This window comes from Winogradskyella vidalii (assembly GCF_013403955.1).
In the GTDB taxonomy this organism is placed as follows: domain Bacteria; phylum Bacteroidota; class Bacteroidia; order Flavobacteriales; family Flavobacteriaceae; genus Winogradskyella; species Winogradskyella vidalii.
The window spans coordinates 229,573-255,379 of record NZ_JABFDG010000003.1 but is presented as its reverse complement, the minus strand read 5'-3'; the positions used below and the strand labels follow the sequence as shown (position 1 = coordinate 255,379).

Here is a 25,807-nt window from a genome sequence, read left to right as displayed (position 1 = left end):
CTTTTGCGGTTACAACCATGAACATATCAATAGAATTACAATTATCACCATTAAAAGACGATTGGGAACCACACATTATTGACTTTATTAAACATTTACGAGCTTCAGAATTTAAGGTTCTAGAAAACCCTTTAAGCACACAGATTTATGGCGATTTTGATACACTTATGCCTTTTTTAACGCAAGAAATAAAACGGTCATTCTCGGGTATTGATATTGCCGTATTACAAATGAAAATTGTAAAAACAGATCGAAGCGACTATGAACCCCATTTTTGATTTTTTCTTAGAACCTTATCGTACTGCAACAGCTCTTAATATTAGCATTGAAATTATTGCTGTTATTTTTGGTATAGCTAGTGTTTGGTACGCGCAAAAAGAAAATATACTAGTATTTCCCACAGGAATTATTAGTACTATTCTGTTTGTGTATTTGTGCTATATTTTTACTCTTTACGGCGATTTAACCATTAATATATATTATACCTTAATGAGTATCTATGGTTGGTACATGTGGAGATATTCAGACGATGTCAACCAATTAGCCATCTCTAAATCATCACTAAAAGATTGGACAAAAGCAGGATTAATTTTCTTAACAACCGTGATTTTTGTAATTTGTGTCTATCTCTATTTTAATCGTTTTGATAGAATCACAGATTATATAGATACCTTAACTACAGGAATTTTCTTTGCCGGAATGTGGTTAATGGCCAATAAAAAAATAGAGAATTGGATTTTATGGATTGTTGCAGACCTCATATCTATCCCTTTATATTTTGTGAAAGGGTTAGGCTTTACTGGCGTTCAATTTATAATATTTTTAATCTTAGCCATTCAAGGCTATAATGCATGGAAGAAAAGTTTAAACAAGAACCCTCAAACTGCATAAAAGTAGTTTTATTTGGGCCTGAATCTACAGGAAAAACAACCATATCACGTCAATTAGCAAGACATTACAATTCTGTATGGGTGCCAGAATATGCACGCGAATATTTACAAGACAAATGGAATAACGAACGCAAAACTTGTGAACCTAAAGACTTACTCCCAATAGCCATCGGACAGATGAAACTTGAAAATGAATTGGCACAAAAAACCGATTCCATTTTAATATGTGACACCAATTTACTTGAAACTAAAGTCTATAGCGAAACGTATTACAAAGGCACTTGTGACCCGATTTTAGAAACATATGCTCTAAAAAATTCGTATGATCTTTACTTTTTAACTTATATTGACACGCCTTGGGAAGCAGATGACTTAAGAGACAAGCCTGATGAACGCGAACGGATGTTCAAAGCTTTTGAAACGGCATTGATAACGCATAAAAAACCATACCTCCTTCTAAAAGGAACCAATAAAGAGCGGTTAAGCTTGGCTATTAAACATATTGACAAATTGTTAACTAACAAAACATAAGGCATGATTATCAAGGTTTCGACCTTAATTAAGATGACTAAAAGCAACAACAGCAGCTCAGAATAAAACAATAAACAACAACACATGAAATTTAAAGAAGAAGATATTCAGCAAATAGAAGCCAAAGATTTAAATTTAGACAGCGTTAAAAAGCAAATCAAGCTTTTTAAAAATGGAATTCCATTTACACACATTTCTGAAGCGGCGACTATAGATAATGGTATAATGCCGTTAAATACTGATGTAATAAATAAATATGTCGCATTATTTGAAGCTAAAAAAGACGACATGTCCTTATTAAAGTTTGTTCCTGCTTCTGGAGCGGCAACCAGAATGTTCAAATTTTTATTTCAGTTTATTAATCAATATAATTCAGAAGAACAATCGCTTAATTCATACATTAATAAAAACAAATTAAAAGATTTATCACTGTTTATGGTGGGCATGGAAAAATTTCCGTTTTACAGAGCGGTTTTGGAGGTGCTTAATTCTAAAGGTATTGATTTTGAGACCCTGTCTACGCAAGAAAAAGTATGGCATTTTGCAAAAGCAATGCTAGACGACAACCAATTAGATTTTGGAAATCAACCTAAAGGATTATTACCTTTTCACGAATATAAAAAAAACCATATCTCAACAGCATTTGAAGAGCATTTATATGAAGCAGCCTTATATGCTTCTAGCAACGGATTAGCTAAACTTCACTTTACGGTTTCAGAAGTTCATGAAACAAAATTTATTGAAGAGTTTCAAAGCATCAAAGAAAACATAGAGCAAAATACAGGTGTAACTTTTCAAATTTCATTTTCGTACCAACAGCAATCTACAGATACTATTGCGGTAACCTTAAACAATAAACCGTTTAGAGAAACTGATGGTTCTATACTCTTTAGACCTTCTGGTCATGGTGCTTTATTAAAGAACCTAAATACACTAGATGCTGATATTATCTTTGTTAAAAACATAGATAATGTTGTTGTTTATAAATACAAAGAAGAGGTAGCAAAGTACAAGAAAGTATTGGCTGGTATACTTATAGAATTACAATCTAAAACCTATGAGTATTTACACGATTTAGATTCAGAAGAAGTAACAGAAGGCAATATAGCTGCTATTGAAAACTTTCTAACACATAAATTAAGCATTAAAATTTCTGATGAGTATAAAAAATATTCTCATCGTTATAAGGTGGAGTATTTACAAGAAAAACTAAACCGTCCTATCCGAATATGCGGTATGGTGAAAAATGAAGGCGAACCTGGTGGTGGTCCGTTTTGGGTAGAAGACAAAAAGTCTAACCAATCGCTTCAAATTGTAGAGTCGGCACAAATAAATTTAGAAGACCAAAAACAAGAAAACATTCTAAAAAACGCCACACATTTTAACCCTGTAGATTTAGTATGTGGTGTTAAAAATTATAAAGGCGAAAAATTTGACTTAGAAAATTACGTCAATCCTAATGCTGCATTTATCACTAACAAAACAAAAAATGGTAAAGACCTAAAAGCCTTAGAATTACCAGGGCTTTGGAATGGAAGTATGGCGCATTGGAATACGATTTTTGTTGAAGTGCCAATCATCACTTTTAACCCGGTAAAAACGGTCAACGATTTATTAAAATCACCACATCAAATTAAAGAGTAGTGGCCAATAACATCCTAAAATCTGAATTATCTTATAAATATGTTCGAAGTTCTGGCAGTGGAGGTCAACATGTAAATAAAGTCTCTTCTAAAGCTGAATTGTATTTTGATATTGAAAACTCAGCTGTTTTTGATGCAGACGAAAAACAACGGCTTGTTGCATTTTTTAACAACAGACTCACCAAAGAAGGCGTTTTAATTTTAGCTTGTGACGAAAGTCGAAGTCAATTTAGAAACAAAGCTTTGGTTACACAACGCTTTTTAGAACTTATAGATGAAGGTTTAAAAGAAGAAAAAAAACGCATAGCAACCAGAGTTCCTAGAAAAGCTAAAAAGAAACGTCTAAAAAACAAAAGGATTAACGCTGAGAAAAAGGCAAATCGTAAGCCACCAACACTAGATTAAATGCTGAATATATCATCGCAAAAGTACAGCGTCACAAAAACAACGATATAGTTTTGTGCCTTTGCGACTTAGTAGGCTAAAACTTTTAAGCATCACTTTCCAATCAAAAAAAATTTAGAATCGTAATTCGTAATTCTAAAATCTATTATATCTTTGCCGCGTTCTCAAAAAAGGGGTGCTCGATTGATTGACGATTACCAATTAATGATTAACGATTGCTGAATAGTACTGTTCAAAACATCCAAAATCTGAAATTTGAAATCTGAAATCCATTTGGCTGAGATCATACCCATTGAACCTAGAACAGGTAATGCTGTTTAGGAAGGCGATAATCGCCATTATTTTATTTACCTATGTCACCTTGAGCGTAGTCTAAAGGTCTTTCAGGAAAATAAAATTAACATCAATTATTAACCAAGAATAATGACCTCTTTTTATTCGATTATAATACTATAGTCGTATGAAAAATCTATTCAACAATCTCTCAAAAACAAAACGACAGAGATTAACGATTTCCATTTTTTTATTAAGTCTTAGTGCCACTTACGCACAAGAACAACAAAACGAAAAACCACAAGACTCTACCAAAGTAGAAAAACTAGATGAAGTTTTAGTTAAAGCCGTCCGTGTGGATGCCAAATCTCCAATTACGCACAGCAACGTGACTAAAGAAGATTTAGAAAAACGTAATTTAGGACAAGACATTCCTGTGTTACTTAACTTTTTACCATCGGTAGTAACCACAACAGATGCTGGTGCAGGGGTTGGTTACACAGGTATTAGAGTCCGTGGTGTAAGTTCGCAATCTACCAATATTACTATTAATGGTATTCCGTATAACGATGCGGAATCTTTAGGTACATTTTGGGTCAACTTAGGCGATTTTGCCTCTTCAACGGAAAGTTTACAACTGCAACGAGGTGTTGGAACTTCAACAAATGGCTCTGGTGCTTTTGGTGCTAGTATTAACGTCTTAACAGACGCGGTTTCTAAAGAAGCCTCTGGCGAAATTTCGAATTCATTCGGAAGTTATAATACTAGAAAACACACTGTAAAATTCAGTACCGGACTTATGAACGACCATATTGAAATTGCTGGTCGTTTATCTAATATAGCATCTGATGGGTATATAGATCGTGCTACTTCAGATTTAAAATCGTATTTCTTACAAGGTAGTTATGTGGATGATAACACCTTAATTAAAGCCATCACTTTTGGCGGTAAGGAAGTCACTTATCAGGCTTGGAATGGTCTTGAAGATTTAGATAAATTAGAAAATGACCGTACCTATAATACCGCTGGAGAATATACCGATGCTAATGGCGACACGCAGTTTTACGACAATGAAGTTGATAATTACAGTCAAGATCATTATCAGTTACATTGGAATCAACGTTACAACAACCAATGGTCTACTAATATTGGGTTAAACTACACTAAAGGTCAAGGTTATTTTGAACAATATGAAGATGACACTGATGAATTAGATCTTTATGAAGGTATTGTCTCACCTACAGATATTATATCATACGAAGATGAAGATGGAAACACCGTTGAAATACCTATAACAGATTTAATTCGTCGTCGCTGGTTAGACAATAACTTTTATGTGATTAATGCTTCGGCTAATTATAAAACTAATACGCTAGATATGATTTTTGGTGGATCGTTTAGCCACTATGATGGTGATCACTTTGGAGAAGTTATTTGGGCAAAAGAATTTACGGATAACGGAACTATTAGAGACCGCTATTATGAAGGTAACAGTAAGAAGAATGACTTATCAATATTTACAAAAGCAAATTATAAATTAAACGAAAACATAAGTCTTTTTGGTGATTTACAAGTCAGAAACGTCACCTATAAAACCACAGGAACAACTTCTGATGTTGTAGAATTTGCAGTAGATAAGTCGTTTACGTTCTTTAATCCAAAAGCTGGAATCACCTATGAATTAAATAACGACAACAACCTTTATTTTTCATATGCTAGAGCCAACAGAGAACCTAACCGTACGGATTTTGAAAGCAATAATGATATAAAACCAGAGCAACTTAATGATTTTGAATTAGGCTGGAGACATAACAAAGGTAACTTTAGCTTTAATGCTAATGCCTATTATATGCAATACAATCAGCAATTAGTATTATCAGGACAAATGGATGATGTTGGTAATCCTATAAGAACTAACAGTGGCGAAAGTCACCGTTTAGGATTAGAACTAGAAGCTATAATTCCTGTAACACCAAAACTAACCTTACAACCTAACGTTACACTCAGTAGTAATAAAAACAAGGAAACCATTATTAATTTTGATGGCGAATTAGTAAACTTAGGAAAAACTGATATTTCTTTTTCACCAGAATTAGTGGCTTCAAATGCCGTGGTATTTCAACCTATTAAAAACCTTCAAATGGCTCTATTAAGCAAGTTTGTTGGTGAGCAATATATGGGTAATACTGAAGCTGAATTATCTAAACTAGAGAGTTACTTTATCAATGATTTCAACATTAATTATACCATAGAAACAACATCTATTTTTGACTCTATTGTAATTTCTGCTTTAGTCAATAATATTTTTAATGTGAAGTACCTTTCTAACGGTTATTATTACACATACGATGATACTTGGTCTAACCCAGGAACTATTGCAACCCAAGAGGGTGCTGGTTTTTATCCTCAAGCCACCACTAACTTTTTAGCTGGTGTTACCATGAAATTTTAATTACTAACCAAATACGTATTATTTCCGATAAGCTCAACTCTGTATGGTTTTAACGTACAGGGTTGAGAATTATCGTTAAGCGCCACACCTGTAATTAAACTATATTCATTACCATCCTCACAGCCACAAACAGCATTTAATCCACTGATATCCATAGCTGAGCATGCTGATGGCGTATGGTTTGGATCGGCACCATCCCAAGCTAAAATAGAACTTGTATTCGCTCTAACCAGAATTATACCTTCATTACCAACGCCTTCTACTCTAACAGAATTACCTATAAAATTAAGTTGATTATATTGTGGAAAATTAAGATTAACGGTAAGGTTAAGCCCTACATCTAGTAAATAGTTACAATTATATATCGTATCATCATTGGTACAACCAAAAATCATAACACTACTAAGTATTATAAACATCTTTTTCACAAGCCTAATTTTTATTATTATTTTGAAAATAAACAGATTAAAAACACAATCCTTGTCATTAGTATTATATTCATTTACACTTTAAAATGCTTAATTTTCGAAGCGCAAATTTACAATTAATTCAACTATACCGTAAATATTTCATATATTTGTAGGGTAATCTCGTCAGCGCGAGATTTTTTCTTTAATCCCGAACTTGTTTCGGGATCTTTTGGATAAAAACGCACCAGATTATATTTATTAACGAACAAATTATGAGTAAAGTATCTTATTACACAGCTGAAGGTTTAAAAAAGTTACGAGAAGAACTAAACTATCTTAAAGACGTAGAGCGTCCTAAAGCATCGCAAGCTATTGCAGAAGCTAGAGATAAAGGGGATTTAAGTGAAAATGCAGAATATGATGCCGCTAAAGAAGCCCAAGGTATGTTAGAAATGAAAATTTCTAAAATGGAAGAAACACTTTCTGGAGCAAGAGTCATTGATGAATCGCAATTAGATTTGACTAAAGTTTTAGCTTTATCTAAAGTTAAAATTAAGAATCAAACTAATGGTATGGAAATGAACTATACTTTAGTAGCCGAGAGTGAAGCTGATTTAGCTTCTGGTAAAATTTCTGTAAACTCGCCTATAGGTAAAGGCTTATTAGGAAAATCTGTTGGTGATACAGCCGAAATTAAAGTGCCAAGTGGTATTATGAAATTTGATATTTTAGAAATTTCTAGGTAACAACTTACTAAAAAGCCAGTATTCTTACAGTTATAGTATAAAAAGATTCCTTATTACAGGAATCTTTTTATATTTATAGTAATCTCCGAGCTTAAAAGCAGTAGAATCTTATAACAAATCATTACAACAGTACTATTACGATATGGCAACACTCTTCACAAAAATAATTACAGGCGAAATACCATCTTACAAAGTCGCTGAAACCGAAGATTTCTTTGCGTTTTTAGATATTAACCCTAACTCTAAAGGACACACGCTTTGTATTCCTAAAAAAGAAGTTGATAAAATTTTTGATTTGGATGAAGCAACTTATATGGCTTTGATGCAATTTTCTCGTCGTGTCGCTTTAGCAATAGAAAAAGCAGTACCATGCGAACGTGTAGGTATGACGGTCATTGGACTAGAAGTACCACATGCTCATGTACATTTAATTCCATTACACACAATGAATGATGCACAATTCACCAATAAACAACAGCTAGAGCCTGAAGAGTTTAAAGCTATAGCAGCTAAGATTTCATCGTATTTTTAATTAAATAGAAAAGACGCCTGTAACTAATAAGATTACTAAAATTACAACCACGATACCTAGAGCGATTAAAACACCTGATACAGGCTTCAGTTTCATAGATTTCGCCTTCATATTAAGACCTCTTTTGTGATAATCCACAACACGCTCAATATCATCAGTCCATTGTATAGGGAAAATTTGCTCTTCACAATTTAAACAACGCAATTCACTTACAATCTCATCTGTAATGGCTTTATAAAATTTAGATTCAGTTAATTTTTGTTTAAACGTAAGTTCTAAACTATCGTTAGAATAACAGACAGGACAGTTATTACCTATCCTAGCCTCTTTTAGAGTAAAAAGTCTTGACGAATTCATGCCCAAATTTAAACTAAAATTTTGATTCTATAATAGTAAACTTAACAGACGCTTGGTATTTATTTACCCCATTAAACTTGCTTCAACATAATTTGAATGGTTGTTCCTTTACCAATTTCAGAAGTCAACACTTTTATTTTTCCATCGTGATAATCTTCTATAATGCGCTTGGCTAAAGATAAACCAAGACCCCAACCTCGTTTTTTTGTGGTGTATCCAGGTTCAAAAATTTTAGAGAAAGAGGATTTTGAAATACCTTTACCAGTATCAGAGATATTAATAAAAACTTGATTTTCGAGCTGATGTAATTCTAGTTTTAAATCGCCTTTGCCCTTCATGGCATCAATGGCATTTTTCACTAAGTTTTCAATCGTCCAACTAAAAAGTTGCGCATTTAAATTGACTAATATTTCACTATTAGGAATTAGAATTTCAAAATTAATTAACTTAGAAGAACGTGATTTTAAATAATCAAAAGAAGATTGGGTCTCTGCTACGATATCTAACGTTTTAAGTGTGGGCACGGAACCTATTTTACTAAAACGCTCGGTTATAGTTTGAAGTCGATCAATATCTTTTTCAATTTCGATAATATAATCTGGATTAACATTTTCGGTCTTTAGGATTTCTGCCCAACCTACAAGGGATGATAAAGGCGTTCCTATTTGGTGTGCCGTTTCTTTCGCCATACCTGTCCAGAGTTTGTTTTGTTCTGCAATTTTAGAGCTACGATAAAAGAAATACACCACAGCAGCGAACAATAAAATGATGAGCAGTAAAGCTAAAGGATAATATTTTAGTCGATTTAACAGCGGTGAATTACCATAATACATGGTTTGCATTAACGTATCACTAATCTTTACAGGTATCGGTTGATTTTCACTTTCGTAAGTCCGGATAAGTGCTTTTAACTTTTTAGGATCAGACAGCGCTGTACTATCAATATTGGTAGAAAAATTAACCTCTCCATTTTCATCGAGTACAATAACAGGTGTACTAATTATAGTCTCAGTAACCACATGTGATGTAACTGCATTGACATCAGAATCTAAATTATCGATACTATTTAAATCAATCTGAGCAACAGACCATGTTTTCATTTTTGAACGTTCTTCAGCTTTAAAATTTTGAAAAAAGGTATAAGTATTCCAAAGAATTAGAGAGATTATAATAAAAGAAGATGCAATAATAATCCAGCGGATTATATTTCGATTTAAGCTGAAAGTCATTCGTTCGTTTTATGGCTACGGTTTCAATTTTAAATATAATGTAAAACTGTTAATAATATTGTATGCTATTGTTTATAAAATACTTTCGTTGACAACTCAATATAATTATATTTGTTGAAAATCAGCAAAATACATGCTCTCACTCAACCCTAAAGATCTTAGTACTGGCGAATTACACGGTTATTTATTAAACGCTGTTGCACCAAGACCAATTGCTTTTGCAAGTACCATTGATGCAGATGGCAACGCCAATTTATCGCCATTTAGCTTTTTTAATGTATTTAGTGCTAATCCTCCGATTTTAATTTTTTCGCCAGCGAGACGTGTCAGAGGGAATACCACAAAACATACCCTAGAAAATGTTGAAGTAATTAAAGAGGTTGTGATTAATGTCGTAAATTACGATTTAGTGCATCAAGCCTCTTTAACAAGTACAGATTATCCCGAAGGCACTAACGAGTTTGAAAAAGCAGGTCTAACCATGCTACCTTCAGATAAAGTAAAACCATTTAGAGTTGCAGAATCACCGATACAATTAGAATGTAAAGTGAATGAAATTGTACATCTAGGTACGGAGGGCGGCGCAGGAAATTTAGTGATTTGCGAAGTGGTAAAACTTCATATTTCTGAAGATGTATTAAATGCCGACCGAACCATAAACCAAGAAGCATTAGACCTGGTTGCTAGAGCTGGTGGAAGTTATTACAGTAGAGCTAAAAATGGTTTTTTTGAAATCCCAAAACCACTAAGAAATATGGGGATTGGAGTAGATAATATGCCTGAACATGTAAAAAACAGCATGATTTTAACAGGAAACAATCTAGGTATGTTAGCTAACGTTGAAGCTTTACCCAACGAAGATGACGTAGCGATATTTGTTAAGGATATTGCCGAGCGTTACCCAGATATTAAAACTGCATCTCATAGAGAAAAACATAAACTCGCTCAAAATTATTTGAGCTATGGAGACGTAAAAAGTGCTTGGAAGTTATTACTTTCGTAGCCTGAAAAAAATAAGTATAAATTATAGATTAAGCAAAAATGGAAGTACAAGGACGTATTAAAATGGTAGGAGAGACTCAAACTTTTGGTAGTAATGGGTTTAGAAAAAGAGAAGTTGTAGTGACGACAGAAGAACAATACCCACAACATATCATGGTAGAATTTGTTCAAGATAAAACAGATTTACTAAACAGTTATAAAGTTGGACAACAGGTTAAAATTAACATTAACCTAAGAGGAAGAGAATGGGTAAACCCACAAGGCGAAACAAAATATTTTAACTCAATACAAGGTTGGAGAATTGAAGCTGTACAAGCAGATGCTGCAAGTGGTGGCGGTATGCCTCCTGTACCACCAACAGAAGCTTTTGAACCTGCTAGTGATGTAAAAGACGATGACAATGACGATCTACCTTTCTAAGTAGAACGTCAATTGTAAATGATATTAAAGACTTGTTTTTGTAAAAAAACAGGTCTTTTTTATTTTACAATAGTGAACTTATTCACCTGTTTATTATACAATTATAAAATTTTATTTTTTTAGTAAAAACAAAAAAAGTCCTGATGGTTAGTCAGGACTTCATATTATGGTTTTAGGTTTGACCTCTATAAATAAATTAAAAAAAAGCAATGATGAACAAAAATTTAATTTATAAAAGTCATCTCAAATATCATTAAAAATCTTTTACTATCAAAATGAAACCCTTAAATTAACGGCAAAAGATTATCATTGAAGTTTTGACTCATGCACTTTTTAACTCGAAAAATAGAATTTCCAGATGTCACTGAAGCTTCTGCCGATGGGCTTTTAGCTATCGGTGGTGATTTAACCGCAGAACGACTTATCCATGCCTACTCAAAAGGTATATTTCCATGGTTTCAAGATGACGAACCTATACTTTGGTGGTCACCAGATCCGCGCTTTGTTTTATTTCCTGAAGATTTAAAAGTCTCTAAAAGCATGAGACAAGTTCTTAAAAAAGATAATTTTAAAGTGTCTACAAATACAGCTTTTAGAACTGTTTTAGAAAATTGTGCGCAAATAAAACGCCATGATCAATATGGTACTTGGATCACTGACGGTATGATTAACGCTTATGTAAAATTACACGAATTGGGCATTGCTAAATCTGTAGAAGTTTGGCAAGACGATGCTTTAGTTGGTGGATTATACGGCATTGAAATAAATAATGTTTTTTGTGGCGAAAGTATGTTTACCAAAGTGAGCAATGCTAGCAAAGTAGGCTTTATAAGCTTAATTCAAAATTCTAATTACCAACTAATCGACTGCCAATTACATACTAAACATTTAGAGAGTTTGGGCGCAAAACATATATCGCGTAATGATTTTTTAAACTATTTATAAGCTTCAAATTCAGATTCGAGTTCAGTTTTACACCTCATTATATCTATAGCAAGATACTTCATGATCATTCACCATACCCGTAGCTTGCATATGTGCATAAATTACGGTTGATCCTACAAATTTAAAACCACGCTTTTTTAGGGCTTTACTAATCCCATCACTTAAAGGTGTATTTGCTGGTGAATTTTTAAAATGATCAACCTTATTCTTTATAGGTTTTCCATCCACAAAATCCCAAATAAACTTTGAAAACGAACCAAACTCTTCTTGAATTTTTATAAACGCCTGGGCATTACTTATAGTCGCATTTATTTTTAATTTATTTCTAACAATACCAGCATCTTGCAATAGCGCCTCAACTTTAGAAGCATCGTATTTGGCAATTTTATGGTAATCAAAACTATCAAATGCTTTTCTAAAATTATCCCGCTTTCTTAAAATGGTAATCCAACTTAAACCCGCTTGAAAAGTTTCTAAAATTAAAAATTCAAATAACGTTTTATCATCATAAACAGGAACGCCCCATTCGTTATCATGATAAGCTTCATAGATGTCACTACCTGCACACCAACCACATCTGTTTTTATTCATCTTGTAAGGAATTTAATTTATAACGAACTTATTTCCACTGCTTATGTTTAAGCAAAAAAGTTTTAATTAATTAAGCACTAAAGTAACAACTGTTGCACAAAAAATGACCATAGAATCTTATTTTTGTAATATGAATACAGATACAATCACATTAAACGATATCATTTCAGAAAGTCTAAAAAAGAGTATGACTTATGCTGAATACAGAGCCCTAGTTATAAAATTAGTTGAAGACAAATCAACGACTGGAAACGAGATAACTGAAAGTTTAGTTGGCTATACACAACTAAATGATAGGCGTATGAGGCGTTGGGATAAAACGGGAAAAGTATCTGAAGGGATGAAAACCAAGATTCAGAATTTTGACAAAAAAATAACTTGGTTAGTAATTTCTGAAAGTTGGTGTGGTGATGCTGCTCATATTATGCCAATTATTAATAAAGTCGCCGAGCTTAATAATAACATTACTTATAAAATAGTGCTTAGAGATGACAACGATGCTCTTATGAATCAGTTTTTAACCAATGGCGGCAAATCGATACCAAAGCTTATTATGATTGATTCTGAAACCAATGACGTTTTAAACACTTTTGGACCACGGCCTACCGTTGCAACAGCTATGGTGCAAGCTTATAAAGCAGAACATGGTGTTATAACTCCAGAATTTAAAGAGGATTTACAACGTTGGTATAATTTAGATAAAGGTCAATCTTTAATAGAGGATTTAGTAAAGCTTTTAGAAGCTTAAGGCTTTTTATCTTCACCCTATATATAATTTCTAAAGGCATTGTGGTAAAAATCCTGAGTGCCTTTAGTTATTTTATATAGGTTTTTAGTTTTACTTAAAAATGTAAAACCACTATTTCCCTTTAAATAAAAAGGTAATTGTTCCTAATTGGTCGGTTCGTGTAGCACTATTAAATTGAACTGATTCTGCATAAGCAATAGCATGATCAATTAAACATTTATTATTAGAGTTAGAAGAACTATTCACATAAGCATCATACACATTACCAGAAGCGTTAACTTTAATATTAACCACAATTTTCCCGCCTATTTCACATAAATAACGTGGAATTTTATAATGTGTTAACGTTCTACCTTTTAAAGAATAAGTAAGTGTCCCTTTAGTTTTGGCATGTTCGTCTGCTTGTTTTTTATTTTTAAGGCGTTGCTGAAGTTCTTCTTGAAGTTTTTTATACGATTCCGTTTCGCCAGAATTTAGCGCATAGGCATTACTGTTCGTGTACGATTTAGAAATACGTGTTTCTTCTTGTTCAGCTTCAGTGGCTTTAGCTGCCTCCATTGCTTTTGTGGTCCGTTCAAAATCATTGTCATCTACTGCCTTAAAATTACGCATCATCTCTTTATATTCCTCGTCTTCATTAAATGCTTTATTAGTAGATTCTGCATTTAAAGCTTCTGTATTCTGAAGTTCTTCTTCTGGTAGTTCTGGTTCTGGTTCAAGCAGATAGTAACTCTCAGTAATTAAATCTTTGTGTTGTTTTATTTGAATACTAAACATACCAAAAACTACAATTCCTGCGAAAAGGAATGTGATAATCAAAGCTTTATGTTGTTCAATAAAATTCAATATAAAGAAATATTCAGGTAATTCTATATACGAATATAACGCAGAAAAAGTTTAATCACCAATACTAAATCTTTGTTAGATTAATCTATAGGTGGTAAACTTTCAATAAAAGCTTCGGGGGTAAGAGCGTCTTCAACTCTAAAATCACCAATTCTTGTTCGACGTAATTCTGATAAGTGCGCACCTGAATTCAAGGCTTTTCCAAAATCGTGTGCCAAGGATCTTATGTAAGTACCTTTGCTACAAACGACTCTAAATTTTAGTTCTAAACCGTTAATTTCGGTGATTTCAAATTCGGTAATTTCTACCTGACGCGATTTTATTTCGACCTTCTCTCCTGCTCTAGCAAATTCGTATAAACGTTTGCCATCTTTTTTTATCGCAGAAAATACAGGTGGAAATTGTTCTATTTTCCCTGTGAATTGTTGTGTTGTAGTATGGATTAATTCATCTGTGATATGTGATGTCGGAAAGGTGTGATCAATTTCGGTTTCTAAATCAAAAGACGGCGTTGTACTACCTAAAGTAAACGTCCCTATATATTCTTTTTCTTGACCTTGAAAGGTGTTGATTTGCTTCGTCATTTTTCCTGTACAAATCACTAGTAAGCCTGTCGCTAAAGGGTCTAAAGTCCCTGCATGACCTACTTTAATTTTTTTAATACTAAAGGCTTGACGTATTGACCAACGCAATTTGTTAACGACTTGAAAAGAGGTCCAAGTCAGTGGTTTATCAACTAGTAAAATTTGCCCGGCTAAAAAATCTTCTTTAGTTTGCATTAGCTTAAAGACCATATTATGGCAACGATACCAACAATTAAACAATAGATGGCGAAGTAGGATAATTTACTCTTTTTCACCAAAGCAATCATCCAAGTACAAGCAAATAATCCGGCTACGAATGCTGCAATAAATCCTACACTTAATGCTGTAAAATTAGAACTATCATAGGTTAATTCACCTCCTAATAGGTCTTTTGCAATTTTACCAAAGATTAGAGGCACCACCATTAAAAATGAAAATCGTGCAGCTTTAGTTTTATCATTTCCTAATAATACAGAGGTTGAAATTGTAGCTCCAGAACGTGAAATTCCGGGAAGCATGGCAATAGCTTGAGAGACACCGATAACAAAAGCATTAGAAAACGAGACTTTCTTTTGGGTATCCTTTGCCTTATCTGCCATATAAAGTAAAATTGCGGTAACAATTAGCATACAACCAACTAATAATATATTACCGTTAAAAAGTTGTTCTAATTCTTCTTCAAAAAAGACACCAACAATAACTGCTGGTAGCATGGATAGTGCAATTTTTGAAACGAATTGTAAGTCTTCATTCCATTCAAACTTTAAAACACCTTTTAGAATTAATAAAATATCTTTTCTAAAAATTACAATGGTACTTAAAGCTGTTGCAAAATGAAGGACTACGGTAAATAATAAACTTTCTTTTGGGACCGAATTGTCACCGAGAATCGCTTTACCAAGCTCTAAATGTCCACTAGAAGAAACCGGTAAGAATTCTGTAAGACCTTGAATAATTCCTAAAATAATAGCATCTATAATTTCCATGGCGTAAAAGTATCAATTCTGAGAAAGACACAAATTAAAAGTGAATAAAAAGGCTATTTATTTTTTGCTACCCTTGTTTGGGTTTAAAAGAATGGCATAGACTTGAATACCAAAACCTATCAAAACTAATGTTGGTGCTAAACGAATACGTCTCCAACTGTAAATAGATTCATCAAACACATTAGGGTCTTCACTTCCACCACCAGACATAAGAATAAACCCAATAACGATAAATGCTAAACCGATAAATAAAAATTTATAGTTTTTCTTCCCGAAAATAAATTCAGATTTTGCTTCTTCCTTGCGTTTTTGTTCTCCCATGACCTATTTCATCTATACTTTAGTGCTGCAAAATAACGGTTTTATTTGTAATTGCAGCGTTAACACTTTGTGAATTTATTAAATTTGTCATTACAACCTTAAGATGCTCTATAATAGTTTTCTAACGCTTCAAAAGAATAGAACTTTGTTTTAATCTCGCCATTATTATTAATCAATATATAGGTTGGAAATTCCCATACATCTAATGCATCAATTAAATCATTCCCTTTTCTAAGTTCTCTATAATTTTGCCAATTATACCCATGACTTTCTAAATAATCTAACCACTTATCACTTTCAGTATCTATAGAAATCCCAACTAATTCCACAGCATTATTGCTAAACATATTTAAATTGGCTCCTATTTTTTTATGATCGCGCACACAAGGTGGGCAATGAACAAACCAAAAATCTAAAAGGTAATCCCCTTTATGAGACAAATCTAATTTTGTGATTGTTCCTTCGCGGTTATAAAATTGAAAGGTGGAAAGATTGATATATTCTTTTTTTACTAAGTCTTCTAAATTTCGATGAACACTGAGCGTATGGTTTTTTAAAGCTTCTGATTGTTTCTCTAATACAGACTTCAAATCCACTAATTTAGAGGTGTAATTTTGATTTTTTTCTATATAATAGTTACTTATTTCAAAAGACAAAGGATGATTTAGATTCGCTTCCGTAAAACTCAATAAAAAACTATTTATTACAGAGTCACTAGCTTGTTTCTTATCTAACTGGCTTAAAGTTTTATAAAAACCAAGTGATTTATAATAGATTTCAGAACCTATAACGGTATCAATACTAAAAGTGCCTGGCTTAAATTTAGCTTTAATGGTAATAGCTTCACCACCTAAGAATATTTTCTTTGAAGTTAATTCGCCATCCTTAAAAACATCTATGGCATAAGCATCATTAATGCTATCTTCTAAATTAAAAATATAAGGGTTTTGATTTTTGGAAACAATACCGTTAGATTTATTATAACTCACCAACTTAATACTATCAGGTTGTTTGTCACCTATGATTTCAATAGAAATACGTTTAGTATTGGTTTGCTGTAAATCATCACAAGAAGTTAATAAACAAATAAAAAAAAGAAAGGCAAAAGAAGCTTTCATAAATTGATTATTTAAGGACTAATAATACAACTGATCGGTCTTTAAATTTAAGAAACGCTGTGTCGCAATAAACGTACTAATCCAAGTAATTACTATACCTAAAAGAAAAATACCAATAAACAAACCTGCTATTAATACGGTGTTCTTTAATAATTCTAACTCTGGGAAGGTTAAGTCTAAATAATACAACACTACAGCCATACCAGCTAAAGCAACTAAAGCTCCAATAATACCAAGCTGTACACTTTTCCATACAAAAGGGCGACGTATAAAACGTTTTGTGGCTCCAACCATTTGCATGGTCTTAATTATAAATCGTTTTGAATACACGGCTAAACGAATAGAACTGTTAATTAACAACACAGCAATTAAAGTGAATAATCCGCTAATGATTAGCACCCAAAACGTGATTTTCTTAACATTATCGTTCATTAATTCTACCAAATCATTATCATATCTAATCTCTTCTATAAATGCTTTATTAGATAAGCCATCGGTAATCTCCGACAACTGTTCTGTAGTAACAAAGTCTGCTTTTAAATGGACATCAATAGAGTTCTTAAGTGGATTATACCCTACAAAATCCATAAAGTCTTCACCTGTTTCAGCTTTCATAAACTCAGCAGCTTCCTCTTTAGACACATAAAGCGCATCTTTAGTATAATCTGCCATAGCCAAACTCTTTTTAAGTTGATTAACCTCAACATCCTTTGCGGTATCATTCAAATAAATAGTCATCACCACCTGCTCTTTAAAGTGGTCAGCAACTTTTTTAGAATTAATCACCAAAAGCCCTAAACAACCTAAAAGAAACAAAACCAAAGCGATACTAATTACTACAGATACGTAGGAAGATATTAGTTTACGTTTTTGATATTTATCAAAAGATGATGCCATAAATAAATGCAGATTTAAGTTGTAAAAATAATAAAGAAATTGCTTCCACACTATTTAATATTTGAAATTGCAAGAAGAGAAAAAGATGATTTTTTCTTTGTGCGAAAAAGAAATCGAAGATTCATGAATTTGTTGATTCAAATTATAGAGTTACAACCTAAAATTAAAGCATAGCCTTAGCTAAGTTTTATTTTATTTTGAAACAGAACGACATAGAGATCTTTAGCATTGTAATTATAAGTATTTGATAGCGTAAAACAATACAACGTTTAGTTTTTAATTCTGTTGTAATAGGTTTAAATTTGCGCCACTATTACAAGGAAAACAAGACAATGACATACGATTTTAACAGCATAGAAGAAAAGTGGCAATACCATTGGGCAAAAAACCAAACGTTTAAAGCCTCAAATATAAGTGACAAACCAAAATATTATGTTTTAGATATGTTCCCTTATCCTTCAGGAGCAGGTTTACATGTTGGCCATCCACTAGGTTATATTGCTAGTGATATCTACGCGCGTTATAAACGTCATAAAGGTTTTAATGTATTACATCCACAAGGTTACGATAGTTTTGGTTTACCTGCAGAACAGTACGCGATTCAAACGGGTCAGCATCCTGCAGTAACCACAGAAGCGAATATAAAAACCTATCGTCGTCAGTTGGATCAAATCGGGTTTTCTTTCGATTGGAGTCGTGAAGTGCGTACCTCTAATCCCGAATATTACAAATGGACACAGTGGATTTTTATTCAATTGTTTGAATCTTGGTACAATTACGATTCAAATAAAGCTGAAGACATAAAAACTTTAATTTCAAAATTTGAAGTTGAAGGAAATGCTAAAGTAAATTCTGCTTGTGATGAAAATATAGATCCTTTTACTGCTGAAGAATGGAATAACTATTCCTCAGAAGAACAACAAAGCATTCTTTTAAAATATAGATTAACTTATTTAGCTGAAACCGAAGTAAATTGGTGCCCAGCATTAGGTACTGTTTTAGCGAACGATGAAATCGTAAATGGTGTTTCAGAACGTGGTGGTCATTCGGTAGTACGTAAAAAAATGACCCAATGGAGTATGCGAATTTCTGCCTATGCCGAACGTTTGCTACAAGGTTTAGATACTATTGATTGGACCGATTCTTTAAAAGAAAGTCAACGTAACTGGATTGGTAAATCTGTTGGAGCGTCTGTTTCTTTCAATGTTAATGGTTATGATGATATTATCGATGTCTTCACCACAAGACCAGATACCATTTTTGGTGTGTCTTTTATGACCTTAGCACCAGAACACGAATTAGTATCAAAAATTACAACAGCAGAACAAAAAGAAGCCGTTGAAGCATATATTGAAAAAACAGCTAAACGAAGCGAACGCGATCGTATGGCCGATGTAAAAACTATTTCAGGTGTATTTACAGGTGCTTATGCAAAACATCCGTTTTCTAAAGAACCAATTCCTATATGGATTGGCGATTACGTTTTATCAAGCTATGGAACAGGTGCCGTAATGGCCGTTCCTTGTGGAGACCAACGTGATTATGATTTTGCAAAATATTTTGATATTGCCATTCCAAATATATTTGAAAATGCCGATATTTCTGAAGAAGCCTTTGCCTCTAAAGACAATGTGAAAATTACTAATAGCGATTTTCTAGATGGTATGAACTACAAAAAAGCATCTAAACGTGTTATTTTTGAGTTAGAAAAACTAGGACAAGGAGAAGGAAAAACCAATTACCGATTACGTGATGCTGTTTTTTCGCGTCAACGGTATTGGGGCGAACCTTTTCCAGTATATTATGTAAATGACAAACCGCAAATGATTGATGCGGCACATTTACCTATTAGACTTCCTGAAGTTGAAAAGTATTTACCAACCGAAGAAGGCGAACCACCTCTAGGACGTGCAGACGTTTGGGCTTGGGACACAGAAACTAATACTGTCGTTTCTAATGATAAAATAAACAATACAACCATTCATCCTTTAGAATTGAATACCATGCCAGGTTGGGCAGGAAGTTCTTGGTATTTCTTCCGTTATATGGAAGACACAATCAATAGAGATAATGCTTTTGCAACTGAAGATGCGCTTAAGTATTGGGAAAATGTCGATTTATATATTGGTGGTAGCGAACATGCTACAGGTCACCTCCTCTACTCGCGGTTTTGGGTAAAATTATTAAAAGATCGCGGTTTTGTAACTGTTGAAGAACCTTTTAAAAAGTTGATTAACCAAGGGATGATTTTGGGGACTAGTGCTTTTGTTTACAGAGTAAAGCCAAACCCACCGCATTCTTCAGGAATTGATTACAATCAAGCAGATTTAATTAAATTAACCAATAGTTTTCCTCATTCAGTATTTATTCCGAAAGGCTTAATTGACTCTAAATTCGGATTGAAATTAAATTCAAAGGAACATTTAACCTTGAAAAAATTATATTTCGATTGGTTAGAAAAAAATGGATTTGATGTTTCAATTTTTCAAAATTCAGCTTTTATGCTTACTTGCGCTATTCAGCCTCTACACGTGAAAGTACAATATATAAATGCTTCTGATGAATTAGATATTGAAGCATTAAAAACGGACCCTGAATTTGGAGCTGATTATAAAGATGCTATTTTTATTAGTGAAAACGGAGATATTATTGAAGGAAATAACGATGTTTACAAAGTAGGAAGAGACGTTGAAAAAATGTCTAAATCCAAATACAACGTCGTGAGTCCAGATAGCATATGTAAAGACTATGGTGCAGACAGCCTAAGATTGTATGAAATGTTCTTAGGACCCTTAGAGCAATACAAACCTTGGAATACCGCTGGAATTACAGGCGTTCACAACTTTCTTAAAAAACTATGGAAGTTATATGTTGCTGACACTGGCTTAAAAGTTAATAATGCTCAGCCAACCGCAGACAACTTAAAAACACTACACAAAACCATTAAAAAAGTCCAAGAAGACATTGAGAATTTCTCATTTAATACGTCAGTCTCTACTTTTATGATTGCTGTAAATGAGTTAACTGCTCAGAAATGTACTAGTAAAGATATTTTAGAACCGTTATTAATTTTAATTTCGCCTTATGCACCACATATTGCTGAAGAATTATGGGAGCAATTAGGTAATGCCGATTCTATATCAACGGCATATTTCCCAATATTTGACGCTAGTCATTTAGTAGAAAGCAGTAAAAAATATCCTATTTCTTTTAACGGAAAAATGCGTTTTACCCTAGAATTACCAATGGACATGAGTAAAGACGATATTGAAAAAACCGTTATGGCTCACGAAAAAACTATTGCACAATTAGACGGTAGAACACCTAAAAAGGTCATTGTAGTACCAGGTAAAATTGTAAATATTGTAGGCTAATATTTAAAACAAATACAGATTATACCCCTTTTGATTTAAGACAATCATAAGGGGTATTTTATTTAAAATCTACATCAAAAATATCTTTTAAAGCATATAATGATTAAATTACTCTAAACATTGAAAGTACCTATATGTTATTAGACAAGCCGTCTTTAAAAGAACCTACATCCCCAAAGAAACGCAAAGCATTAAAAGATTTTTTTGATTTTCGTAATAATCAGATTAATCAAATAGGATTAATTTTCTTTTTAGCATTTGTAATTAGTACGTCCTTGCACTATTTTTTTGAGAGTCGTTTTGACGAAGAACGCTGGAAAGAAAATCCAATGAAACGTTACGAAATGGTAGATGACATTTTTGATAGAGAACTATTTCTTAGCAATACAAAAAAAGAAATCATTCAACAATTAGGTTATCCAAAAAATGCCTATTCACTAGAATCCGATATCTACAATTATTACATAGGTAGAGAGCTGAAATTATCAAATAATCAAATTGTACAACTTACACTGGTTTTTAAAAATGGGCGTGTTGTAGAGGTTTCTAAAACGCCAAGTAAAGAGTAATTTATTTTACTGATTTTAAAAGTATTATACATCGGCAATAGCAGTAAATATTCATCAAATATCATATTCCACTGAAAATCAACACTCTTTTTGTAAGTTTTCAAAATATTAACACAAAAATATCAATTCCATAAAAATCATTTCAAATTCATAATCAAGTTTGGTTTGGTTTCATTTTTAATAGTACTTTTCAACAGCTTTTAATTTAAAAACCAAAAAAAAATGAACATCGGCGTCCCAAAAGAAATAAAAAACAACGAAAATAGAGTGGGTATGACACCTGCAGGAATTTTTGAATTAACCAAAAATAAACATACTGTTTATGTGCAGAAAGACGCTGGATTTGGCAGTGGCTTTTCTGATTTAGACTATATTAATGCTGGTGCAATAATTCTTGATACTATTGAAGACGTCTACGCTTCTAGTGAAATGATTGTAAAGGTAAAAGAGCCTATTGCAGAAGAATACCCGTTAATACAGTCACACCATGTTGTATTTACCTATTTTCACTTTGCTTCTAGTGAGCCCTTAACCAAAGCGATGCTAAAAAGTAAATCGGTTTGTATTGCTTACGAAACAGTAGAAGACAAAGATGGTGCATTACCATTATTAACACCTATGTCTGAAGTTGCCGGAAGAATGGCCATTCAGCAAGGTGCAAAATATTTAGAAAAACCTATTAAAGGACGTGGCGTTCTTTTAGGTGGTGTTCCTGGTGTTCCTCCAGGTCGTGTTTTAGTTTTAGGAGCTGGTATTGTTGGAATTCAAGCGGCAAAAATGGCTGCGGGTTTAGGTGCGCATGTAACTATTATGGATATAAACATGAAGCAATTACGTTATGTTAACGACGTCATGCCAAGCCATGTGGTTACTGAATTTTCAAGCGAATATAATATTAGAAAACGCATTAAAGATCACGATTTAATTATTGGTGGTGTCTTAGTAAGAGGTGCTGTGGCTCCTAGATTAATCACTAGAGATATGCTTAAAGACATGCGTCCAGGAACAGTTTTAGTCGATGTTGCCGTAGATCAAGGTGGTTGCATGGAAACCACAAAAGCAACAACACATGAAGACCCAACTTTTATTATTGATGATGTGGTTCATTACTGTGTGGCAAATATGCCTGGTGCTGTACCTTATACATCAACCTTAGCCTTAACCAATGTTACCTTACCTTATGTATTGCGTTTAGCAAACCAAGGTTGGAAAAAAGCTTGTGAAGCAGATGCTACTCTAGCTAAAGGGCTTAATGTTGTTAATGGAAAAATCGTTTATGAAGAAATTGCGGAAGCGTTCAACTGGTCTATTGAAGCCATGTAGACAATACACTGTCATTAAATCTACTGACAAAATTTCTTAACTCAAATTTGGCTTATTTTTTGCTTATCATTAGTTAAATTTACAAAATTAAAATTTTCAAAGTATGAGTGGAATGATAGGATATTATATACTAATTGGTGCTATTGCTTTAGTGAGTTGGTTAGTGAGTAACCAGCTTAAACGCAAGTTCGCTAAGTATTCTAAAGTACAGTTACGAAATGGATTATCGGGAAGGGAAATTGCAGAAAAGATGTTAGCTGACAATGGTATCTATGATGTAGAAGTGATTTCTACCCCAGGACAATTGACAGATCATTATAACCCAAAAAATAAAACCGTAAACTTAAGTGAATCTGTTTACAATCAACGCAACGCGGCTTCAGCTGCAGTTGCTGCACACGAGTGTGGCCATGCTGTACAACACGCACAAGCATATAGTGCATTAGGTATGCGTTCTGCATTAGTCCCAATTGTAAGTGTAACCTCTGGTATGTCGCAATGGTTAGTTATTGGCGGTTTAATTTTAGGCGCTGCTGCTGGTGTTGGTATAGGTTATTGGGTGGCTGTAGCTGGCTTAGTTTTTATGGGTTTTGCAACCTTATTCAGTTTTATAACTTTACCAGTAGAGTACGATGCGAGTAATAGAGCCCTAGCATGGTTAAAAAATAAAAACATGGTAACTCCAGAAGAATATAAAGGTTCTGAAGATGCACTTAAATGGGCGGCAAGAACCTATTTGGTTGCTGCTATAGGTGCATTAGCTTCACTTCTATATTGGGCACTTCAAGTGTTTGGAGGAAGAGATTAATCCTTAAAGTTTAATACAATACAAAGGCTCTGAGAAATCAGAGCTTTTTTTTATTGAAGAATTGAATATATACCGAGAATATTAAAAACAAAAAAACCTTTCTCCCGAGAACTATCGGTATGAAAGGTTTTTTTTAATAGATATTAATTGATTTTGTTACCATTTTTGTCATAAAAATGATATTCAAGATATGTGTAAGCATCTCTAGGTAAAACTTTTACCCATTTTTTGTGTTCAAAAAACCACTTTGAACGTGGTGATGGAAACCCTTTGGTTAAAAAGGCTGCTATAAAAGGGTGTGTGTTAAGTGTTACCTTTTTAAAGTCTTTTTTGAAAATACGTTGTAGGTCTTGATTAATTCGTTCCACCACTTTAATCGGTGCTTCGATTTCATCGCCTAATACATTAGGATTTTCTTCTTTCGTTTTAATATTACGTTCTGGCCTAACGCGTTGTCTGGTTATTTGCACTAATCCAAACTTACTCGGCGGTAATATTTTGTGCTTTGCTTTATCATCTTTCATCTCATCTCTAAGATAATTATAAAGCTTTTTTCTATTCTCTGCTTTACCCATATCAATAAAATCGATAACGATAATGCCACCCATATCACGCAAACGTAATTGTCTTGCGATTTCTTGAGCTGAGATCATGTTGACTTCTAGAGCTGTATCTTCTTGGTTTTTTTCTTTATTAGATCGGTTACCACTGTTAACATCTACCACATGTAGTGCTTCAGTATGTTCTATTACCAAGTACGCTCCTTTAGCCATAGAGACCGTTCTACCAAATGATGTTTTAATCTGACGTTCTATGCCAAATTTTTCAAAAATTGGAACACCATTTTTGTAGTACTTTACTATAGATTCTTTGTTTGGTGCAATCTGTTGCACGTAATCTTTTACTTGTACATACATTTCTTCATCATCTACAACAATACCTGAGAATGAATCATTAAAAATATCCCTTAAAATTGAGGATGCTTTGTTCATTTCTCCCAAGACTTTTGTTGGGTGATGTGCTTTGTACAATTTTTTACACATTGCTGTCCATCGATCCAGCAAATTTTGTAAATCTGAGTCGAGTTCGGCAACTTTTTTGCCTTCTGCGACGGTACGAATTATAACGCCAAACCCTTTAGGTGTGATACTTTTTACGAGTCTTTTTAAACGGTCTTTTTCTTCTTGCGAGTCAATTTTTTGTGATATTGAAATGCGATTTGAAAAAGGTACCAAGACAATGTATCTTCCTGCAATAGACAATTCTGAACTAATGCGTGGTCCCTTTGTAGAGATTGGTTCTTTTACAACTTGTACTAAAATGGATTGGTTAGATTTAATAGCATTTGCAATGCTACCATTTTTATCTAAATCCTTTTCCATTGGAAAATTTTTAAGAGTATAGTCTTTTAATTTTCCTGTGCTTACACGTTTAATGAATTTTAAAAGCGAAGGCAATTGCGGTCCTAGATCATGATAGTGTAAAAAACCATCTTTCTCATAGCCTACGTTAACAAACGCGGCATTTAAACCAGGCATAACTTTTCGTATTTTGGCAATAAAAATATCACCTACAGCAAAGTTGTTATCCTCTTCGTCTTTGTGTAATTCAATAAGTTTTCCATCTTTTAATAAGGCAAAATCAACAATATCTGAACTCGATCTTACGATTAATTCCTTGTTCATAATGTTAATTTAAATCTAGCTCTTCATTGAGTTAGATGGATGTTTACTTAATGAACTCATTTAAACTTTTTTAATCTTTAAAAAAACAGCTATTTCTAAACTTAAAATCCTCAACTTCTCAG

The 25,807-nt window shown here is 33.2% G+C and carries 27 protein-coding genes; 16 read left to right on the top strand and 11 right to left on the bottom strand.

The features are described 5' to 3' along the window. Positions 1-17 precede the first annotated feature (17 nt). The 6 genes from HM982_RS09970 (at position 18) to HM982_RS09945 (ending at position 6,194) form a co-directional block, all read left to right on the top strand. A complete protein-coding gene (locus HM982_RS09970) occupies positions 18-278 on the top strand; it encodes a hypothetical protein (RefSeq protein WP_179353013.1) in 261 nt (86 codons plus the stop codon). Then, positions 262-891, top strand: coding sequence for a nicotinamide riboside transporter PnuC (gene pnuC / locus HM982_RS09965; RefSeq protein WP_179353012.1), 630 nt, complete (start codon positions 262-264; stop codon positions 889-891). The genes HM982_RS09970 and pnuC overlap by 17 nt, the downstream gene beginning before the upstream one ends. Next, positions 852-1,421: an AAA family ATPase gene (locus tag HM982_RS09960; RefSeq protein ID WP_179353011.1), complete on the top strand. Its 570-nt coding sequence runs from the start codon at positions 852-854 to the stop codon at positions 1,419-1,421. The genes pnuC and HM982_RS09960 overlap by 40 nt, the downstream gene beginning before the upstream one ends. A gap of 84 nt (positions 1,422-1,505) precedes the next feature. Beyond that, positions 1,506-3,065, top strand: a complete 1,560-nt coding sequence (locus HM982_RS09955; RefSeq protein ID WP_179353010.1) for a DUF4301 family protein — start codon at positions 1,506-1,508, stop codon at positions 3,063-3,065. After that, a complete protein-coding gene (arfB, locus tag HM982_RS09950; protein ID WP_179353009.1) occupies positions 3,065-3,469 on the top strand; it encodes an alternative ribosome rescue aminoacyl-tRNA hydrolase ArfB in 405 nt (134 codons plus the stop codon). Before HM982_RS09955 ends, arfB begins: the two co-directional genes overlap by 1 nt. Positions 3,470-3,929: 460 nt before the next feature. After that, on the top strand, positions 3,930-6,194 hold the full coding sequence (locus HM982_RS09945) for a TonB-dependent receptor (protein WP_179353008.1): 2,265 nt from the start codon (positions 3,930-3,932) through the stop codon (positions 6,192-6,194). Here the strand turns inward: HM982_RS09945 and HM982_RS09940 are convergent. Continuing rightward, positions 6,191-6,613, bottom strand: a complete 423-nt coding sequence (locus HM982_RS09940; protein WP_179353007.1) for a hypothetical protein — start codon at positions 6,611-6,613, stop codon at positions 6,191-6,193. The genes HM982_RS09945 and HM982_RS09940 overlap by 4 nt on opposite strands. A gap of 263 nt (positions 6,614-6,876) precedes the next feature. Between HM982_RS09940 and greA the strand changes: the two genes are divergently transcribed. Then, positions 6,877-7,350, top strand: coding sequence for a transcription elongation factor GreA (gene greA / locus HM982_RS09935; RefSeq protein ID WP_179353006.1), 474 nt, complete (start codon positions 6,877-6,879; stop codon positions 7,348-7,350). Between the two features lie 142 nt (positions 7,351-7,492). Continuing rightward, positions 7,493-7,882: an HIT family protein gene (locus tag HM982_RS09930; RefSeq protein ID WP_179353005.1), complete on the top strand. Its 390-nt coding sequence runs from the start codon at positions 7,493-7,495 to the stop codon at positions 7,880-7,882. On the opposite strand, the gene HM982_RS09925 is transcribed toward HM982_RS09930, so the two are convergent. Continuing rightward, a complete protein-coding gene (locus HM982_RS09925) occupies positions 7,883-8,239 on the bottom strand; it encodes a hypothetical protein (protein ID WP_179353004.1) in 357 nt (118 codons plus the stop codon). A 71-nt stretch (positions 8,240-8,310) separates the two neighbouring features. Next, positions 8,311-9,468, bottom strand: a complete 1,158-nt coding sequence (locus HM982_RS09920) for a sensor histidine kinase (protein ID WP_179353003.1) — start codon at positions 9,466-9,468, stop codon at positions 8,311-8,313. Positions 9,469-9,601: 133 nt separating this feature from the next. On the opposite strand from HM982_RS09920, the gene HM982_RS09915 reads away from it, so the two are divergent. The 3 genes from HM982_RS09915 to aat all read left to right on the top strand — a co-directional run bounded on the left by HM982_RS09915 (position 9,602) and on the right by aat (position 11,835). Then, the gene (locus HM982_RS09915) at positions 9,602-10,471 is read left to right on the top strand and encodes a flavin reductase family protein (RefSeq protein WP_179353002.1); all 870 of its coding nucleotides are present in this window, start codon (positions 9,602-9,604) and stop codon (positions 10,469-10,471) included. Between the two features lie 38 nt (positions 10,472-10,509). Then, positions 10,510-10,890: a DUF3127 domain-containing protein gene (locus tag HM982_RS09910; protein WP_179353001.1), complete on the top strand. Its 381-nt coding sequence runs from the start codon at positions 10,510-10,512 to the stop codon at positions 10,888-10,890. A gap of 324 nt (positions 10,891-11,214) precedes the next feature. Further along, entirely contained in the window at positions 11,215-11,835 is a 621-nt protein-coding gene (gene aat / locus HM982_RS09905) for a leucyl/phenylalanyl-tRNA--protein transferase (protein ID WP_179353000.1), read from the top strand. 27 nt (positions 11,836-11,862) lie between these two features. Here aat and HM982_RS09900 read toward each other — a convergent pair whose 3' ends face one another. Continuing rightward, complete coding sequence (locus HM982_RS09900; RefSeq protein ID WP_179352999.1) at positions 11,863-12,426, bottom strand: DNA-3-methyladenine glycosylase I; 564 nt, start codon at positions 12,424-12,426, stop codon at positions 11,863-11,865. A gap of 103 nt (positions 12,427-12,529) precedes the next feature. Between HM982_RS09900 and HM982_RS09895 the strand changes: the two genes are divergently transcribed. Beyond that, positions 12,530-13,174, top strand: coding sequence for a thioredoxin family protein (locus tag HM982_RS09895; protein ID WP_246296706.1), 645 nt, complete (start codon positions 12,530-12,532; stop codon positions 13,172-13,174). Between the two features lie 111 nt (positions 13,175-13,285). On the opposite strand, the gene HM982_RS09890 is transcribed toward HM982_RS09895, so the two are convergent. From HM982_RS09890 to HM982_RS09865, 6 genes are all read right to left on the bottom strand, one after another. Continuing rightward, complete coding sequence (locus tag HM982_RS09890; RefSeq protein ID WP_179352998.1) at positions 13,286-13,993, bottom strand: TonB family protein; 708 nt, start codon at positions 13,991-13,993, stop codon at positions 13,286-13,288. A 107-nt stretch (positions 13,994-14,100) separates the two neighbouring features. After that, entirely contained in the window at positions 14,101-14,799 is a 699-nt protein-coding gene (gene truB, locus HM982_RS09885) for a tRNA pseudouridine(55) synthase TruB (protein ID WP_179352997.1), read from the bottom strand. Continuing rightward, the gene (locus HM982_RS09880) at positions 14,799-15,590 is read right to left on the bottom strand and encodes an undecaprenyl-diphosphate phosphatase (protein WP_179352996.1); all 792 of its coding nucleotides are present in this window, start codon (positions 15,588-15,590) and stop codon (positions 14,799-14,801) included. Before HM982_RS09880 ends, truB begins: the two co-directional genes overlap by 1 nt. A 57-nt stretch (positions 15,591-15,647) precedes the next feature. Further along, a complete protein-coding gene (locus tag HM982_RS09875) occupies positions 15,648-15,911 on the bottom strand; it encodes a DUF3098 domain-containing protein (RefSeq protein WP_179352995.1) in 264 nt (87 codons plus the stop codon). Between the two features lie 98 nt (positions 15,912-16,009). Beyond that, a complete protein-coding gene (locus HM982_RS09870; protein ID WP_179352994.1) occupies positions 16,010-17,029 on the bottom strand; it encodes a TlpA family protein disulfide reductase in 1,020 nt (339 codons plus the stop codon). 18 nt (positions 17,030-17,047) lie between these two features. Next, entirely contained in the window at positions 17,048-17,926 is an 879-nt protein-coding gene (locus HM982_RS09865; protein WP_179352993.1) for a cell division protein FtsX, read from the bottom strand. 332 nt (positions 17,927-18,258) lie between these two features. Between HM982_RS09865 and HM982_RS09860 the strand changes: the two genes are divergently transcribed. The 4 genes from HM982_RS09860 to HM982_RS09845 all read left to right on the top strand — a co-directional run bounded on the left by HM982_RS09860 (position 18,259) and on the right by HM982_RS09845 (position 24,000). Further along, a complete protein-coding gene (locus tag HM982_RS09860; RefSeq protein ID WP_179352992.1) occupies positions 18,259-21,300 on the top strand; it encodes a leucine--tRNA ligase in 3,042 nt (1,013 codons plus the stop codon). Between the two features lie 134 nt (positions 21,301-21,434). Next, on the top strand, positions 21,435-21,869 hold the full coding sequence (locus HM982_RS09855) for a ubiquitin family protein (RefSeq protein WP_179352991.1): 435 nt from the start codon (positions 21,435-21,437) through the stop codon (positions 21,867-21,869). A 222-nt stretch (positions 21,870-22,091) separates the two neighbouring features. Then, entirely contained in the window at positions 22,092-23,192 is a 1,101-nt protein-coding gene (ald, locus tag HM982_RS09850) for an alanine dehydrogenase (protein ID WP_179352990.1), read from the top strand. 112 nt (positions 23,193-23,304) lie between these two features. Beyond that, on the top strand, positions 23,305-24,000 hold the full coding sequence (locus HM982_RS09845) for a zinc metallopeptidase (RefSeq protein WP_179353116.1): 696 nt from the start codon (positions 23,305-23,307) through the stop codon (positions 23,998-24,000). Positions 24,001-24,143: 143 nt separating this feature from the next. Here HM982_RS09845 and HM982_RS09840 read toward each other — a convergent pair whose 3' ends face one another. Then, the gene (locus HM982_RS09840; RefSeq protein ID WP_179352989.1) at positions 24,144-25,685 is read right to left on the bottom strand and encodes an Rne/Rng family ribonuclease; all 1,542 of its coding nucleotides are present in this window, start codon (positions 25,683-25,685) and stop codon (positions 24,144-24,146) included. Positions 25,686-25,807 lie beyond the last annotated feature (122 nt).